Consider the following 16,042-nt stretch of genomic DNA (forward strand, 5'->3'; position numbering starts at 1 on the left):
TTATGCGTCGCCCCAGGTCACCACCGGGATGTTGCGCTCGACGATGTCGGCCACCACCGCGATCGTGTCGCCGGTCTGCACGATGCCCGGAAAGTGCCGTGCGGCGAGCAGCCCGCGCCGCCGCGCGACGTATTCGACCGGCGTGACGCCCGTGCGGTCGATGTCGTGCACGCGCGCGAGCACGTCGCCGGCCTCGACCTCGCTGCCGAGATCGACGCATATCTCGAGCAGCCCGCGATGCTCGCTGGTCGTGTAGCAGGCACTGTCCGGCATGTCGAGCAGTGTCGTCGTGCGCGGCGCGCCGCTCGCGCCGGCTCCGGCCCGCTCGCCGTCGCGCCGCGCGAGCACGCCGGCATGCGCGAGAAAACCGCGCACGCCGCGCTCGGCGATCGCGACGCTCGCCGCCGTCGACGTGCCGCCGCCGCCCAGCTCGGTCGACACGAACACCTTGCCGGCTTCTTCCGCCGCGCTGTCGTAGAGGCCGACGCTGTCGAGTTCCAGCATGCGCATCGAATACGGCGCACCGAATGCACGCATCGCGCGCTCGCAGCGCGCTTCCTGGTCGCGGTCCTCCAGCACGTGAATCGCCGCGAACGGCACGAAGTCGAGTGTGCGGCCGCCCGCGTGAATGTCGAGCACGTGCGTCGCGAGCGGCAGCAGGTGGCGCTGGAAGTAATCGGCGATCTTCTCGGTCACGGTGCCGTCCGGCCGGCCCGGGAAGCTGCGGTTCAGGTTGCCGGCATCGATCGGCGACGTGCGGCAACCGGCACGGAACGCCGGGTAGTTCATGAACGGCACGACGATCACGCGGCCGCTCACGTCGGCCGCCTTCAGCGAACCGGCGAGCTTCGACAGCGCGACCGGCCCTTCGTATTCGTCGCCGTGATTGCCGCCGGTCAGCAACACCGTCGGCCCGTCGCCGCGCTTCACGACGGTCACCGGAATCATGATCGCGCCCCACGCGGAATCGTCGCGCGAGTAAGGCAGCTTCAGGAAGCCGTGCTGTTCGCCGTCCGCGTCAAAATCGACGGTCGGCGTAATCGGGGAAGCACGCATCGCCCTACTCCTTCACGAACAGCTTGCGCGGCACATTGCAGAACGTCTCGACGCCGGTCTCGGTGATCAGGATGCTTTCCGTGATCTCCAGCCCCCAGTCGTCAAGCCACAGCCCCGGCATGAAATGGAACGTCATGCCGGGTTCGAGCACCGTACGGTCGCCCGGACGCAGGCTCATCGTGCGCTCGCCCCAGTCGGGCGGATAGCTCGCGCCGATCGGATAGCCGCAGCGGCTGTCCTTCTCGATACCCGCGCGGCGCAGCACCGCGAAGAACGCGTTCGCGATGTCCTCGCACACGTTGCCCGGCTTCGCGGCCGCGAGCCCCGCTTCGATTCCGTCGACCACCGCGCGCTCGCCTTCGATGAAGTGCGCGGGCGGCTTGCCGAGATAGACGGTGCGCGACAGCGGGCAGTGATAGCGCCGGTAGCAGCCGGCAATCTCGAAGAACGTGCCGGCGCCGCGCGAGAACGTCGAGTCGTCCCAGGTCAGGTGCGGCGCGGCCGCGTCCGCGCCGGTCGGCAGCAGCGGGACGATCGCCGGATAATCGCCGCCGAAGCCGTTCGCGCCGCCGATGCCGGTCGCATAGATCTGCGCGACCAGGTCGCTTTTCTTCATGCCCGGCTCGATCGTCTCGACGATGTGCGCATGCATCCGCTCGACGATGCGCGCGGCCGCGCGCATGTATTCGATCTCGCGCGGCGACTTCACCGCGCGCTGCCAGTTGACGAGTGCGGTCGCATCGACCCAGCGCGCAGCCGGCAGATGCTTCTGCAGCGACGCATACGCGGCGGCGCTGAAGTAGTAGTTGTCGAGCTCGACGCCGATGCGCAGCGTGCTCCAGCCGCGCGCCGCGATCACCTCGGTCGACAGGTAATCCATCGGATGGCGCGCGGTCGACTGCACGTAATGATCGGGATAGCCGACGATGTTCTCGTGCGCCATGAACGCGGTGCGCTTCGCGCCGTTCGCGTCCTGGCCGCGGCCGAACCACACGGGTTCGCCGTCCAGCGCCAGCAGCACGCACTGATGCACGTAGAACGACCAGCCGTCATAGCCGGTCAGCCAGCCCATGTTGGTGGGGTCGGTGACGATCAGCAGGTCGATGCCGGCCCGCTCCATCGCCGCGCGCGTCTTCGCGATGCGCGCGGCATATTCGCTGCGTGCGAACGCGAGACGCGGCGCGGCTTTCTGGGTTTCGATGACTGCGGACATCTGTCTCCTCTCAAGTCGTGAGGTCGTTGTGAAAAATCGTGCCTACTTCGGCCGCACGCGCGCGTTGCAGCGCGAGCACGGCAATCGCGGTGTCCTGCGCGCCGGTGCCGGTCAGGTCGCAGATCGTGATGTCGTCGCGATGCGTCCGGCCGTCACGGCGGCCGGCGATCACTTCGCCGAGTTCGGGAAACACGGCATCGGCTGCAACGGCCCCGGCTGCGATCGCGTGCGCGAGTTCGCCCGCCACGCGGGTCTGCTGCAGCCGATCGCAGAAATAGCGTGCGGCGCCGAACACCGACGGCGCGAGTTCGGTCTTGTAATCGGCGTCCGAACCCATCGCCGTCACGTGCAGACCGGGATGCAGGTCTTCCGCGTGCACGAGCGGCGCGCGGCTCGGCGTGGTCGTGACCGCGATGTCCGCGTCGGCCAGCGCCGCATGCACCGAGCGCGCGACCGTCGCATCGATGCCGTGCGCCGCGCGCACGTCGGCCGCGAATTCCGTGGCCCGCGCGGTATCGCGCGCCCACACCGTCACGTGCGTGATGTCGCGCACGAGCATCAGCGCGGCGAGTTGCAATCGCGCCTGCTCACCCGCGCCGACGATCGCCGCGCGGCGCGCATCGGCACGCGCGAGCCGCCGCGCGGCCACGGCGCCGGCCGCCGCGGTGCGTACGGCCGTCAGGTAGCCGTTGTCGAGCAGCACGGCCTCGGTCAGGCCGGTGCGCGCGGACAGCACGAGCATCAGCCCGTTCAGGCTCGGCAGCCCGAGCGACGGGTTGTCGAAGAAGCCCGGGCTGACCTTGATCGCGAAGCTGTCGAAGCGCGGCAGGTACGCCGTCTTCACGTCCACTTCGGCGTGGCGCTCCGGCAACGCGAGATTCAGGATCGGCGGCATCACGACCGCGTCGGTCGCGAGCGACGCGAACGCGGCCTCGACCTGGTCGATCGCGGCGAGATCGAGCGGCACCAGCGCACGCAGTTGCGCCTGGCCGAGCAACGTGACGGGATGGGCCATGTCAGTTCTCCGAAACGAGCCGGCGATGTGCGGCCATGTCGATGTTCGCGCCGCTCACGACGACCACGATCGGGCCACCGCGATCGCGACGCGCGATCCGCTCGTCCAGCAACGCGGCGAGGCCGACCGCGCCGGCGCCTTCGACGACGAGCCGCTCTTCCCGATACGCATGCGCGATGCCGCGCGCGATCGACGGCTCGTCGAGCAGCACGACGTCGTCGGCCAACGCGCGTGTCATGTCGAACGTGTAGCGGTTGTCGAGGCCGATGCCTCCGCCGAGCGAATCGGCCAGCGTGGGCTGCTCGTCGATGTCGACCGGGCGGCCGGCCGCGAGGCTCGCATGCATCGCGGAGCCGCGCGCCATCGATACGCCGATCACCTCGATCGGCGGCCGGATCGCCTTCGCGGCAAACGCGACGCCGCTGAACAGGCCGCCGCCCGACAGCGGCACGACGAGCGTCGCCGTATCGGGCAGCGCCTCGAGTATCTCGACACCGATCGTCGCCTGCCCCGCGATGATGCGCGGATCGTCGAACGGCGGCACGTACGCATAGCCTTCGTCGCGCGCGAGGCGCCGCGCTTCGATCTGCGCGTCGTCCTGGCTGTCGCCGACGATCACCACGCGTGCGCCGAGCGACGCGACCGCATCGACCTTGTTGGCCGGCACGAGCGACGACATGCAGACGGTCGCGTCGATGCCGAGCGCGCGTGCCGCATGCGCGAGCGCGCGGCCGTGGTTGCCGGTCGACGCGGTGACCACGCGCGTCACGCGCTGCGCCGCGAGTTCCGCGAGCGCGTTGGTTGCGCCGCGCAGCTTGAAGCTGCCGGTCGGCTGCAGCGTTTCGAGCTTCAGGTAGACCGGTGCGCCAACGCACGCGGACAGCGCGGCGGACGCGACGAGCGGCGTACCGTCGGCGCGCCCGGCGAGGCGACGGCGCGCGCGGTAGACGTCGGACAGCGACAGGAAAGACATGGAACGCACGCCTCGCGACGAATGTGATGCGATCCAGTCTAATGTTCCAAATCGCGCTTTCGAATGTCCTGATACATTGCGCGCGATATCGCGGCAGCGCCGCCGGTTCAGTGGAAATCGTTCAGGTGCGGATACTGTTCGAACACGCCCGCGATCGTCTCGAGCGCTGCGTTGCACGCGGCATCGGAAGTTTCGGCGCCGATGCACACGCGCACCGCGTTCGGCCGCTCGGTGCCGCCGACGAGAAACGGATCGGGCGACGTCACCGCGATCTTGCGGGTGCGCAATTCGCGCACGATCCGCTCGGCCTGCCAGTAGTCGGGCACGCGCAGCCATGCCGAAAGCGCGTTCGGATGCGCACCCAGCACGTACGGCCCCAGCGCGGCCTTCACCATCTCCTGGCGGACGGCGAGCCGCTGGCGCTGCAGTTCGACGAGCCGCCGCGCGGTGCCGTCGGCGATCCAGCGCGTCGCGATTTCCGCGATCGGCGACGTCGCCATCCAGCTGCTCACGCGCAGCACGCTCTCGACGCGCAACGCGAGCCGCCGCGGCATCGCGAGATAGCCGGTGCGCAAGCCGGTCAGCACCGATTTCGTCATGCTCGTGCAGTAGAAGCCCAGCTCCGGAATCAGGCTGGCGATCGGCGTGCCCGTCTTCTCGGGGAGCGGGCCGTACACGTCGTCCTCGATCACGTAGACGCCGTAGCGCGTCGCGATGCGCGCGATCGACCGCCGCCGCGAATCGGTCATCAGCGACACGGTCGGGTTATTGAGGGTCGGCGTGCAGACGAGCGCGCTGATGCGCTCGCCGTCGCACATCTCCTCGAAGTGTTCGGGACGGAGGCCGTGCTCGTCCATCTCGAGCCCCTTCAGCGTAAACCCGAGCACGTTCGCGGAGCCGATCACGCCGTGATCGGTCAGGCTCTCGCACAACACGGTATCGCCCGGCCCGACGATCGACGCGAGCGCGAGAAAGATGCCGTGCGCCGCGCCGTTCGTGACCAGCAGCGATTCGCGGTGCACCGGCATGTTCAGCGACGCGAGCCACGCGGCGCCGGCGTCGCGATGCGCGTCGAGGCCGGCGATCGGCCGAAACGAGCGGATCCACGGCTGATCGTCGGTGCCGGCCAGCGCCGCGCACACGCCGCGCCACGCGGCATCGTGCTCCGGCGTGTGCACGATGCGCGCGATCGAGAAGTCGACCAGTTCGCGCTCGGTCGTATCGAGGATGTAGTTCGACATCGATTCGGTCACGCGTGCGGCCACGAAGCTGCCGCGGCCGACCTCGCAGCGGATCAGTCCCTGGCGTTCCAGCTCCTTGTACGCATTGGTGACGGTCTGCACGCTGACGCCGAGGCTCGATGCGACGTCGCGCTGCGGCGCGAGCCGTGCGCCCGGCGCGAGCGCGCCGTTCTCGATGTCGCCGGCGATCGCCTTCACGAGCCGCTTGTATTTCGACTCGATGCTGTGCACCGCGCCAATTGCGTCGCGCCAGCCTGCCGATACCTCGGTCCGTCCCATCTCGATGTCTCCGTCGTGGCTTCCGCATGGTCGCTCAGAAAGACACCCTGAAAATATTGTCCTAGTGCAATCGCGTGCGAATGCAGGACGTTACGGGTCGGATCGGGGGTGCAATCGGCGTGCCCGTGCGAATACGGGGCCACCGGCACTTTTATTGTTCAGACGAATGTCGCGGGCCGCCTACCCTCGCAGAATGCGCGGTGCATCGAGGATCACCGACGTGTCGACCCACCCTGCAGTCGAGCGCTACCGCCGCGCCGCCGCTCGCATCCACGGCGTCGAGCACGCGCCGCGCCCACGCCCCACGCCTGCTCGTCGTCGGTCCACGCATACGCGCGATGCGCCGCATCGAGCTGCTTCGGGTTGGATGCACGGCTTTCCGCCGAAGCAGAACCGCCGCGCGCCGCGCACCGTGCTGCCGGACGGTTCTCGTCTGACCATTCAATATAGTCGCCGCACGCACGCGGACGGCTCGGGATCGCCACCCTCACAGCTTGACCACGGCCGGCACGCCGCCTAGATTGCTTCAGACGAGCCGGCCGTGCCGCATGCGCTGTGTCATCCGGGTGACAAAAACCGATAGTTTGCTATCGAATGATTTTGCCCTATCATCTCGCCCATGACCAATCTGCACGACCTCCGCCTCGCCGTCAGCAGCCTGCTCGTGCTCACCGCGCGCAAGTGGCGCCGCACCAGCGACGGCGTGCTGACCGCGTACAACGTATCCGAGGCCTGCGCGACGCCGCTGCTGATCGCCGGCCGCCTCGGCGAAGGCGTGCGGCAAGGCACGCTCGCCGAGCACGTCGGCATCGAAGGGCCGTCGCTCGTGCGCCTGCTCGACCAGCTGTGCGCGGCCGGCCTCGCGCGCCGCGACGAGGATCCGCACGATCGCCGCGCGAAGACGATCTCGCTGACGGCCGCCGGCCGCGCGATCACCGCGAAGATGGAGGAAGACCTGCGCGCGCTGCGCGCACAGGTGCTCAAGGGCGTGTCGCGCGCCGATCTCGAAGCGACGCTGCGCGTGCTGAACGCGTTCAACGCGGCCGACCCGCATCCTTCGGCGTCACACCCGTCGCACCCGTCCCGCCCCGTCGATTCCGCGTCATGACCTATCCGAGCCTTCGCGACTGGCTGTTCTCGGGCAAGACGTTCGCCGCGTCGATGCTGGCGCTGTACCTCGGCCTGTATTTCCAGTTGCCGCGCCCGTACTGGGCGATGGCGAGCGTCTACATCGTGTCGAACCCGTTCGTCGGCGCGACGCGCTCGAAGGCGCTGTACCGCGCGCTCGGCACCGCGCTCGGCGCGGCCGCCGCGATCTTCTTCGTGCCGCCGTTCGTCGAGACGCCGCTCCTGTTCAGCATCATCGTCGCGACCTGGTGCGGCACGCTGCTGTACCTCGCGATCTCCGACCGCACCGCGCGCAGCTACGTCTTCATGCTCGCCGGCTATACGATGCCGCTGATCGCGCTGCCGACCGTCACCGATCCGTCCACGGTATTCGACGTCGCGATCGCGCGCACCGAGGAAATCGTGCTCGGCATCGTCTGCGCGAGCGTGGTCGGCAGCGCCGTGTTTCCGAACCGGCTCGCGCCGACACTGATCGAGCGCACCGACGCGTGGTTCAAGGACGCCGCGTTCTACGGCCGCGAAACGCTGTCCGGGCACCTGGCCGGCAAGGCGCTGTCCGCGTGCCGGCAGCGGCTCGCCGCGACGATCACCGGCCTCGAGTTCCTGCTGAGTCAGTTGGGCTACGACCATGCGCATCCGCGTGTCCTCGCCCGCGCGCAGGCGCTCGCGGGCCGCATGCAGCTGTTCCTGCCGCTGATGTCGTCGCTCGCCGATCCCTTGATCGCGCTGATGCGCGACCTGCACGTGCGCCCGCCCGCACTCGACGCGCTGCTGGCCGATGCCGCGAAATGGTTCGACGCGCCGCTGCCGGCCGTCAAGACCGGCTCCGACGGCGACATGGCCCACGATCCGGTCGCGGACAACCTGCGCGAGCGCATCGCCGCGCTGCAGCCGCCCGACAGCGCGCTGGCGAGCTGGGACGGCGCGCTGCTGTCGAATGCGCTGTGGCGGCTGCGCCAGGTCATCGACATCTGGCAGGACTGCCGCTCGCTGCGCGCGCTGATCGCGAACGAGTCGGGCGTGTGGCAGCCGCGCTATCGGCACTGGCGGCTCGGCGGCACCGAGCGCTTCTTCGATCGCGGGATGATGCTGTTCTCGACGCTGACCGTCGTGTTCGCGATCGTGTTCGCGTGCTGGCTGTGGATCTCGTCCGGCTGGCACGACGGCGCGGCCGCCGTCACGCTCGTGGCCGTGTCGTGCAGCTTCTTCGCCGCGCTCGACGAGCCGGCGCCGCTGGTGTTCAAGTTCTTCCTGTCGACCGCCGCGAGCGTCGTGTTCGCGGGCCTGTATCTGTTCGTCGTGTTGCCGCACGTGCACGATTTCGCGATGCTCGTGCTGATGTTCGCGGGCCCGTTCATCTTGATCGGCACGCTGCTGCCGCGCCCGCAGTTCAACATGGTGACGATGCTCGTCGCCGTGAACACGGCCACCTTCATCAGCATCCAGAGCGCGTACGAAGCCGATTTCTTCGTGTTCCTGAACAGCAACCTCGCCGGTGTGGCAGGGCTGCTGTTCGCGTACGTGTGGACGCGCGCGACGCGCCCGTTCGGCGCGGAACTCGCGGTGCGGCGCCTGCTGCGCTCGGGCTGGGAGGACGTCGCGCGCTCCGCGTCGACGCAGCCGCTCGACGATCAGCGCAACCACGCATCGCGGATGCTCGATCGCGTCACGCAACTGCTGCCGCGCCTCGGCGCGTCCGACGACCACCGCCACCCGTCGATCGAGAGCTTCCGCGACCTGCGCATCGCGCTGAATGCGCTCGACTTGCGCCGCTCGCGCCGCCGGCTGTCGGGCGACGTGCCCGACGCGATCGATCGCGTGCTGGCCGGCGTCACCGATCACTACACGCGCTGCGCGGCCGCGAACGCGCGCCAGCCCGCGCCGCCCGCGCTGCTCGCGACGATCGACGACGCGCTGCAGCGCGTGGCCGGCCGCACGCTGCCGGGCGCCGCGCCGGCCGACGGCGCGGCCGCACCAACGGCGCCGGCCACGCACCGCCGGCTGCGCGACACGCTGCACGCGCTCGTCGGCCTGCGCCTGTCGCTGTATCCGGCCTCGGCCGCGCAAGCGCCGCAGGCGCCGGACGGAGCGCGCGCATGAGCCGGCTTTCCACCCTGTCCTTCCGAGCGCGACCATGATCGGCGAAATCGATATCTTCGGCGTGTTCGTGCCGGCCCCGCTCGTGCTGATGCTGATCGCTTACCTGATCAACATCGTCGTGCGCGCGGTGCTCGAGCGCGTCGGCTTCTACCGCCTCGTCTGGCACCGTTCGATCTTCGACCTCGGCATCTACGTGTTCGTGCTGGCCGCCGTCGTGATCGTGTCCCACCAACTCGTGGCTACCTAACGTGAAAAAAACCTGGCTCTCGGCAGGGCAAGTCCTGCTCACCCTGATCGTCGTCGTCGTGGCCGGCCTCGTGCTGTGGCGCATCATCAACTACTACATGTTCTCGCCGTGGACGCGCGACGGGCACGTGCGCGCCGACGTGATCCAGGTCGCGCCGGACGTGGCTGGCCTCATCACGTCGGTGCAGGTCGCCGACAACCAGGAAGTCAAGCGCGGCCAGGTGCTGTTCGTGATCGACCAGGCGCGCTACGCGCTCGCGGAACGGCTCGCCGAAGCGACGCTCGCGCAGCGCCGCGCGACGCTGGCGCAGGCGAAACGCGAATACGCGCGCAACGTGCAACTCGGCAACCTGGTCGCGAGCGAACAGGTCGAGGAAAGCCGCACGCGCGTCGAGCAGGGCGAAGCCAGCGTCGCCGATGCGCAGGTGTCGCTCGATACCGCGAAACTGAACCTGCAGCGCACGACGATCGTCAGTCCCGTGGATGGCTACCTGAACGACCGCGCCCCGCGCGTCGGCGAATACGTGCCGGCCGGCCGCGCGGTGCTGTCGGTCGTCGACCGCAACTCGTTCCGCGTCGACGGCTACTTCGAGGAAACCAAGCTGCGCGGCATCCATATCGGCCAGCCGGTCGACATCATCGTGATGGGCGAACCGCATGCGCTGCGCGGTCACGTGCAGAGCATCGTCGCCGCGATCGAGGATCGCGACCGCACGCAGGGCGCGAACCTGCTGCCGAACGTGAACCCGGCGTTCAGCTGGGTGCGGCTCGCGCAGCGCGTGCCGGTGCGCGTCGTGCTCGACGAGGTGCCGGACGATTTCCGGATGATCGCGGGCCGCACCGCGACCGTGTCGATGCGCGACGCCGACGCGCGCCGCAACGACAATGCAAAACCGGCCGCAGCCAGCGCCGCGTCGGCGGCCCCGACTGCGTCCGGTACGGCCGCGAGCGCCGTGGGAGCATCGCAATGAAGCGGCACGGTCTGCGCGTCGCGGCGACGCTCGCCCCGCTTGCGCTCGCCCTCGGTGCGTGCAAGTCGGTCGGCCCCGACTACACGTTGCCGCAACAGGCGTACGTCAATGCGCCGCTCGCGAACCATGCGCTCGACGACGCGAACGGCACGCTGGTGTCGCGCGACGCGGTGCCCGGCAACTGGTGGCAACTGTACGACGACCCGGTACTCGACGGGCTCGTGCGCGATGCGCTGAAATCGAACACCGACCTGCGCGTCGCCGCGGCCAATCTCGCCCGCTCGCGCGCGGCGCTGGTGGTCGCGAACGAACAGGGCGGCTTCTCGGGCAGCGCGGAAGCGGCCGTGCAGCGCGCCCAGGAATCGGCCGAGCAATACCTGCTCGAAAACAAGCTGCCGATCGTCAACGAAGGCATGGTCGGTATCAACGTGTCGTACGAGCTCGACCTGTTCGGCAAGCTGCGGCGCGGCGTCCAAGCCGCGCGGGCGGACAGCGAGGCCGTCAAGGCGGCCGGCGACCTGGCGCGCATCACGGTCGTGGCCGACGTCGTGCGCGCGTACGTCGAAGCGTGCTCGGCCGGCGACGAACTCGCGATCGCGAAGCAGTCGCTCGCGCTGCAGAAGCAGCGCGTCGCGCTGTCGCAGCGGCTGCGTGATGCCGGGCGCGGCAACCAGACCGACGTGACACGCGGCGTGACGCAGGTGCGCACGCTCGCCGCCGACATTCCGCGCTTCGAAGGCCGCCGCAAGATCGCGCAGTACCAGCTCGCCGCGCTGCTCGCACGCGCGCCGGCCGACCTGCCGAAAGCCGCCGCCGAATGCGAGCGTCTGCCGAAGCTGCGTCGGCCGATTCCGATCGGCGACGGCGCCGCGCTGCTGCGCCGCCGTCCCGACGTACGCGAAGCCGAGCGGCAGCTCGCCGCCGCGACCGCGCGGATCGGCGTGGCGACCGCCGCGCTGTACCCGTCGGTCAGCATCGGTGCGTCGGCCGGCTCGGTCGGCGTCGCCGCCGACCTGTTTTCGTCCACCACGAATCGCTGGTCGTTCGGCCCGCTGATCAGCTGGTCGTTCCCCGTCAATGGCCAGCGTGCGCGCGTGCGCGAAGCCGAGGCCGCGACGGGCGGCGCACTCGCGCACTTCGACGGCGTCGTGCTGAATGCGCTGCGCGAAACGCAGTCGAGCCTCGCGACCTATGCGGCCGACGTGCAGCGCACGGATGCGCTGCGCACGGCCTACGAATCGGCCCGCAGTTCCGCTGCCGAAACGCATCGTCTCTATGCGGCCGGCCGCGAATCGTTCATCTCCGATCTCGACGCGACGCGCACGTTGACGAGCGTGCAGGCACAGGTCGCGGCGGCTGAGGGCCAGGTCGCGGCCGACCAGGTGCGGCTCTTCCTCGCGCTCGGCGGCGGTTGGGACGGCGACGGCGCGACGGCCGCGACAGCCGCGGCGGACGCCGGCTCCCCCGTCGCGGCACCCGCGATTGGCGCGTCAGCACCGTAGCGTCATCGCCGTCGGCACGAAACGCGTGCATGACGCAACGCGCCATGACGGCGAGCGCTCCTGATTCGCGCCATGGCATCCGCGTTGACGGTACACTGGCCGATGCATTTCCATTCATCTGCCACCGCGGCCGCCCAGGCCGCGGCATCCACCCGGAGAGTCATCATGCGAACCAGCGCCCGCAACCAATTCGCCGGCCAGATCGGCGCCGTCAAACCCGGTGCCGTCAACGACGAAATCACGCTGCGCACGCAGGACGGCCTCGAGATCGTCGCCGTGATCACCCACGGCAGCGCCGCGTCGCTGGGCCTCGCGGCCGGCACGAAGGCGTTCGCGCTCGTCAAGGCGTCCTCGGTCATCGTGATGGTCGACGTCGACGGCAGCAAGGTGTCGGCTCGCAACTGCGTCGCGGGTACCGTCGCGTCGGTCGCGAAGGGCGCGGTCAATTCGGAGGTCGTGATCAAGGCCGCGGGCGGCGCGGAGATCGTCGCGATCGTCACCAATGACAGCGTCGATCGTCTCGGTCTCGCGAGCGGCACCGCCGCATCCGCGATCTTCAAGGCATCGAGCGTGATCGTCGGCGTCGAGTGATCGCGTGACGGATGCGATGGCGCTTCATCGTGCGCCGCGTATGAGTGCGGCCGGGTTCTCGTCCGGAGGTTGACGATGACCGCCTCGACCGATCACACGCATGAACGGGTGTTGCATTCGTTGCAATCCGCCGCGACCAACGCCGACGTGCCCGACGCGCAGTTGTTCGGCGCACTCGTTGCGGCACGCGCGGGTCGCAACGAGCTCTCGCTGCTGGGCTTGTCTCCCGGCCAGTTCGCCGGCCTGCTGGCCCGGCAGTTTCCGCATCTGCGATCGGTCGATACCGCCGCACTGGTGCCGACGGCCGCGCCGCCACCGTTGCCGGCCGCCCACTCGGCATTCGTCGCGACGCTGCACGCACGGCTGATGGATGACGCCAATCCGGCCGTCGCCCGCGACGACGCAGACTGCCTCGCCTCGATCGTCGCGCATGCGTGCCTGCGCCCCGATCATCTGTGGCGCGACCTCGGGCTCGATGGGCGCGACGCGGTATCCGCGATGCTCGAGCGCTTTTTCCCCGCGCTCGCCGCGCGCAACGTCGCTCATCTGCGCTGGAAGAAATTCCTTGCGCAGGAAGTGGCCGCATCGCTCGGCATGCCGCCCGGGCCCGCACCCGGCTGCCTGGGCTGCGAGGATTTCGGTTTCTGCTTTCCTCGAGCGTGATGGTCGTCGCGGCGACGTGCGTGCCGATGTCTGTTTCGTCGCATCGTCAGCCAGAACGTGTCGTTACGCGACTTCGGCGCCACGTCCCGCTTCCACGAAACTCGCGGATCGCCGATATTTCACGCAACAACGACCGCATGTTCGGCAAACGCGCAGACCGGTTGCCGGAGCGTGTTCCGCCCCCTCCGCACGATCCAGCGACGAACGGCTTCCAGTGCGCGAAGCCGGTACATGCGTCCGCGACATGCCTGCAATCCGCATTCCGGGGCCGACGATCGGCTGTCTGCGTTTCCCATAAACGGTCACCTTGGAATGTGCAGCGCTCATCGCTGACGACACGATCAGTGTCGATGCCTGTGATGAATGTCCGGAAAATGTGCGTGGCTGTGCGTGATCGGCAGATGCACGTGCGGATGCGTGTGCGGTTCGTCGCCGTCATACGGAAAGTCGTGCGCGTGCTGGTGATGGTCGTCGTGCCGATGCCGATGCGTATGCTCGAGCCGCTCGTGCGCATGCGTGTGTTCGTGCCGTTCGCGCACGTGCAGCCAGATGCCGAGCGCCATCAGCGCGGCCGCGATCCAGAACGTCGCGGGTGGCAGCGCGGGCCAGATCAGCAGCGACAGTACGACCCCGAACAGCGGGGCGATCGAAAAGTACGCGCCGGTGCGCGCGCTGCCGAGATGGCGCAGCGCGACCACGAACAGCACGAGGCTGATCCCGTAGCCGCCGAGCCCCGTCAGCATCGCCGCGGCCGTGACCGGTATCGCAGGTAGCGTCGCGCCGGTTGCCAGCGCGACGCCGATGTTCACGGGCCCCGCGATCAGCCCTTTCACGCACGCGATCACCATCGCGTCGTTCGCGGCGACCTTGCGGGTCAGGTTGTTGTCGATCGCCCAGCACAAGCATGCGCCGACGATCAGCAGCGCTCCGACCGGCACGCCGGCGCGGCCCGGCGTCCACGACAACAGCGTGCCGCCGGCGACGATCGCCACCATGCCGAGGAATACCTGCGTATCCACGTTCTCGCGAAATACGACCCACGCGATCACGGCCGTCAGCACACCTTAGAGGTTGAGCAGCAACGCGCTCGTCGCCGCCGGCGTGCTCGACAGCCCGAGCATCAACAGTGCCGGGCCGGCCACGCCGCCCGCCGCGATCGCACCGGCCAGCCACGGCAGATCGGCACGCTGCAACGGCGCGGCATCCACGGCCGGTGCGCGTCGGCTGTGCCAGCCGCGCAGCAGGATCCCGATGCCGAGCCCGACACCGCTGCCGAGATAGAAAAGGCCGGCGACCATGAACGGCGAGATCGCGCCGACCAGCGCCTTGGCGAGCGGTGTCGCGGCGCCGAACAGCGCGGCGGCCGCGAGCGCGACGAAAATCGCGGAATGTCTCGGGTTCATGGTCCGGGTCGAATTGACGTTGATGAAGCCAAGCGTGGCTTTGGGTCGGGACGGGCTGACCTTACTTTTCGAAAGGCGGGTCGTATCGTGGCGCCCGGCTTGCCCGCGCCCAGTCGGGATTATCGCGCACCGTTTTGTCCGGATGGGCGGGCGGGATCGCTCGCGCGGCGATTGACGATTCCACTCGATCATTTCGTAAAACGAATCATCTGGTCGACGCGGCGAGTTAATCAGTTATGCATAGCATTGCACAATCGAAATATCATGCGCGCCGACGTCGATCGTTAGTCGTCCGGTTGCGTTGTCTGTTCGACGAGAGGGTGATGTACCGGGAGGTTCTGCGGCGGGGGAGGCAGTCCCGACCTGCCTCGGTCGAGGCAGGTCGGTCTGTCGTGTCATGCACCGCATGCGACTTGCATGCGGGTACGCGCCGTAGGGTCGGCGAGCGCCGTGCGAATTACTCGTTGCCGGCCGCTTGCTGTTCGACCTGCGGCGCGGCGTCGGTCTGGGCCTTCGCTTCCGCTTCCGCCTCGGCTTGCGCCGGTTGCGACGCGGCAGCGGTCTCGGCCTGCTGCTCGGCCTTCGGCTGCTGCGGTGCACCCTTGGCCGATTGCGCCGCACCCTTGCCGGGGCGGCGAGCCTTCAGGCGGCGCGCACGCGCCGCGTCGTCGTGCGTCACGCGCCCGACTTCGTTGCCCTGCAGGTCGACGCGCACCGCGTCTTCGACGAGGCAGGACCAGTAGCGGTTGCCGCGGCACCACGTCGACATTGCTTCGCGCAATTCGGCTTCGTTGAGGCCGACGGCCTGCGCTTCGCGTGCGAGATCGTCCCAGATGCCGACCTTGAGCGGCACTTTCGGAGCCGGATTCTTCGGGAACGCGCGCGGAAACTTCCGCTGCAGTTTGCCGATTGCGACGATGACCGGATCGACCGGCGCCGACGGCTTCGCCGAAGCAGGCTTCGCCCGGTGCTGCGGCTTCGCGCCGGCACCCGGCTTGGCGCCGCGGGACGGCTGGTCGCCGGACTTCGGCTTCGCGCCGGCGTCCGTCGGCGCTGCCGGCCGCTTCGCGTTGCGCTCCTGCTTGGCCTTCGCTGCGAGCTGCGCCCGCAATTCGGCAAGTTGTTCAAAACCCATAAATTCAATCCACCAGGAATATAAGGTGTGGTTCGTGCGGCCGTGCCGCGCGGCATAAAAGCGTCGCCGCCGCGCGTGCGGCCGGCCTGCCGCCGATGCGGAATACTACGGGGCCGCATCGCGCACGCCACTCTGTTTCAGGCACCCGGCCTCGATGCCGGACAAGACAGGAGTGGAAGTATACCGGTACGCGGGGCGGCCGGTTGACTCGCCGGTCTGCATTTGCCCGATCCGCAACGCCGAAAATGCGTCCACGCGGTCGTGTTGCGCATTATATGGATACGTTTCCGGATGTCACGCCATTCGCGGCTACTCCCCGAAATCGGGCTGGGCGGAGACTCGATACGCAATGGTCCGCGCGACGGCCGTCGAACAGCGTCGTGCCCCATCCGCGACGCGTTGCGTTGCGTGGCGTGGCTGCCCGACGCCGCGCGACACGCCCGCCCCTTGTTTGCGCCGGCATCGGTGCACGATTCGTTGCGTCCGCATCGATCGCGTCGCGGACGAAGATATCGGAAAGTGCGTA

General features: G+C 68.9%; 13 protein-coding genes and 1 pseudogene. 7 read left to right on the forward strand and 7 right to left on the reverse strand.

Annotation, left to right across the window (positions count from 1 at the left end; translation table 11 throughout):
* The 5 genes from doeB to ehuR form a co-directional block, all read right to left on the reverse strand.
* Positions 1-1,056, reverse strand: coding sequence for a N(2)-acetyl-L-2,4-diaminobutanoate deacetylase DoeB (gene doeB / locus C4B30_RS26500; protein ID WP_027786294.1), 1,056 nt, complete (start codon positions 1,054-1,056; stop codon positions 1-3).
* A gap of 4 nt (positions 1,057-1,060) precedes the next feature.
* Positions 1,061-2,269 (reverse strand): ectoine hydrolase DoeA, encoded by a 1,209-nt coding sequence (gene doeA, locus C4B30_RS26505; protein ID WP_027786293.1) that lies wholly within the window; start codon positions 2,267-2,269, stop codon positions 1,061-1,063.
* Positions 2,270-2,279: 10 nt separating this feature from the next.
* Complete coding sequence (locus C4B30_RS26510) at positions 2,280-3,284, reverse strand: cyclodeaminase (protein ID WP_027786292.1); 1,005 nt, start codon at positions 3,282-3,284, stop codon at positions 2,280-2,282.
* Position 3,285: 1 nt separating this feature from the next.
* The gene (gene eutB, locus C4B30_RS26515) at positions 3,286-4,257 is read right to left on the reverse strand and encodes a hydroxyectoine utilization dehydratase EutB (RefSeq protein WP_027786291.1); all 972 of its coding nucleotides are present in this window, start codon (positions 4,255-4,257) and stop codon (positions 3,286-3,288) included.
* Between the two features lie 107 nt (positions 4,258-4,364).
* A complete protein-coding gene (gene ehuR / locus C4B30_RS26520) occupies positions 4,365-5,777 on the reverse strand; it encodes a MocR-like ectoine utilization transcription factor EhuR (RefSeq protein ID WP_027786290.1) in 1,413 nt (470 codons plus the stop codon).
* A 619-nt stretch (positions 5,778-6,396) separates the two neighbouring features.
* Here ehuR and C4B30_RS26530 point away from each other — a divergent pair.
* From C4B30_RS26530 to C4B30_RS26560, 7 genes are all read left to right on the forward strand, one after another.
* Positions 6,397-6,885 carry a MarR family winged helix-turn-helix transcriptional regulator gene (locus C4B30_RS26530; protein ID WP_027786289.1) on the forward strand — a complete coding sequence of 163 codons (489 nt, stop codon included), beginning with the start codon at positions 6,397-6,399 and terminating at the stop codon, positions 6,883-6,885.
* Positions 6,882-9,005 carry an FUSC family protein gene (locus C4B30_RS26535; protein WP_027786288.1) on the forward strand — a complete coding sequence of 708 codons (2,124 nt, stop codon included), beginning with the start codon at positions 6,882-6,884 and terminating at the stop codon, positions 9,003-9,005. Before C4B30_RS26530 ends, C4B30_RS26535 begins: the two co-directional genes overlap by 4 nt.
* A gap of 34 nt (positions 9,006-9,039) precedes the next feature.
* Complete coding sequence (locus C4B30_RS26540; protein WP_006481008.1) at positions 9,040-9,252, forward strand: DUF1656 domain-containing protein; 213 nt, start codon at positions 9,040-9,042, stop codon at positions 9,250-9,252.
* A gap of 1 nt (position 9,253) precedes the next feature.
* Positions 9,254-10,222, forward strand: coding sequence for an efflux RND transporter periplasmic adaptor subunit (locus tag C4B30_RS26545; RefSeq protein ID WP_027786287.1), 969 nt, complete (start codon positions 9,254-9,256; stop codon positions 10,220-10,222).
* Positions 10,219-11,724: an efflux transporter outer membrane subunit gene (locus C4B30_RS26550; protein WP_027786286.1), complete on the forward strand. Its 1,506-nt coding sequence runs from the start codon at positions 10,219-10,221 to the stop codon at positions 11,722-11,724. Before C4B30_RS26545 ends, C4B30_RS26550 begins: the two co-directional genes overlap by 4 nt.
* A 165-nt stretch (positions 11,725-11,889) precedes the next feature.
* Positions 11,890-12,315: a TOBE domain-containing protein gene (locus tag C4B30_RS26555; protein WP_027786285.1), complete on the forward strand. Its 426-nt coding sequence runs from the start codon at positions 11,890-11,892 to the stop codon at positions 12,313-12,315.
* Positions 12,316-12,390: 75 nt separating this feature from the next.
* Positions 12,391-12,978 (forward strand): nitrogen fixation protein NifQ, encoded by a 588-nt coding sequence (locus tag C4B30_RS26560; RefSeq protein WP_027786284.1) that lies wholly within the window; start codon positions 12,391-12,393, stop codon positions 12,976-12,978.
* Positions 12,979-13,319: 341 nt separating this feature from the next.
* On the opposite strand, the pseudogene C4B30_RS26565 reads toward C4B30_RS26560, so the two are convergent.
* Positions 13,320-14,381, reverse strand: a pseudogene (locus C4B30_RS26565) (DMT family transporter).
* Positions 14,382-14,838: 457 nt separating this feature from the next.
* Complete coding sequence (locus C4B30_RS26570) at positions 14,839-15,516, reverse strand: ProQ/FinO family protein (protein ID WP_027786283.1); 678 nt, start codon at positions 15,514-15,516, stop codon at positions 14,839-14,841.
* Positions 15,517-16,042: the final 526 nt, after the last annotated feature.

It is taken from the genome of Burkholderia sp. BE12 (assembly GCF_002959955.1).
In the GTDB taxonomy this organism is placed as follows: Bacteria; Pseudomonadota; Gammaproteobacteria; order Burkholderiales; family Burkholderiaceae; genus Burkholderia.

What these genes read in the sequence shown, in the direction of transcription:
- doeB (WP_027786294.1), bottom strand. Translation starts at nt 1,056, where the DNA reads ATGCGTGCTTCCCCGATTACGCCGACCGTCGATTTTGACGCGGACGGC.
- doeA (WP_027786293.1), bottom strand. Translation starts at nt 2,269, where the DNA reads ATGTCCGCAGTCATCGAAACCCAGAAAGCCGCGCCGCGTCTCGCGTTC.
- C4B30_RS26510 (WP_027786292.1), bottom strand. Translation starts at nt 3,284, where the DNA reads ATGGCCCATCCCGTCACGTTGCTCGGCCAGGCGCAACTGCGTGCGCTG.
- eutB (WP_027786291.1), bottom strand. Translation starts at nt 4,257, where the DNA reads ATGTCTTTCCTGTCGCTGTCCGACGTCTACCGCGCGCGCCGTCGCCTC.
- ehuR (WP_027786290.1), bottom strand. Translation starts at nt 5,777, where the DNA reads ATGGGACGGACCGAGGTATCGGCAGGCTGGCGCGACGCAATTGGCGCG.
- C4B30_RS26530 (WP_027786289.1), top strand. Translation starts at nt 6,397, where the DNA reads ATGACCAATCTGCACGACCTCCGCCTCGCCGTCAGCAGCCTGCTCGTG.
- C4B30_RS26535 (WP_027786288.1), top strand. Translation starts at nt 6,882, where the DNA reads ATGACCTATCCGAGCCTTCGCGACTGGCTGTTCTCGGGCAAGACGTTC.
- C4B30_RS26540 (WP_006481008.1), top strand. Translation starts at nt 9,040, where the DNA reads ATGATCGGCGAAATCGATATCTTCGGCGTGTTCGTGCCGGCCCCGCTC.
- C4B30_RS26550 (WP_027786286.1), top strand. Translation starts at nt 10,219, where the DNA reads ATGAAGCGGCACGGTCTGCGCGTCGCGGCGACGCTCGCCCCGCTTGCG.
- C4B30_RS26555 (WP_027786285.1), top strand. Translation starts at nt 11,890, where the DNA reads ATGCGAACCAGCGCCCGCAACCAATTCGCCGGCCAGATCGGCGCCGTC.
- C4B30_RS26560 (WP_027786284.1), top strand. Translation starts at nt 12,391, where the DNA reads ATGACCGCCTCGACCGATCACACGCATGAACGGGTGTTGCATTCGTTG.
- C4B30_RS26570 (WP_027786283.1), bottom strand. Translation starts at nt 15,516, where the DNA reads ATGGGTTTTGAACAACTTGCCGAATTGCGGGCGCAGCTCGCAGCGAAG.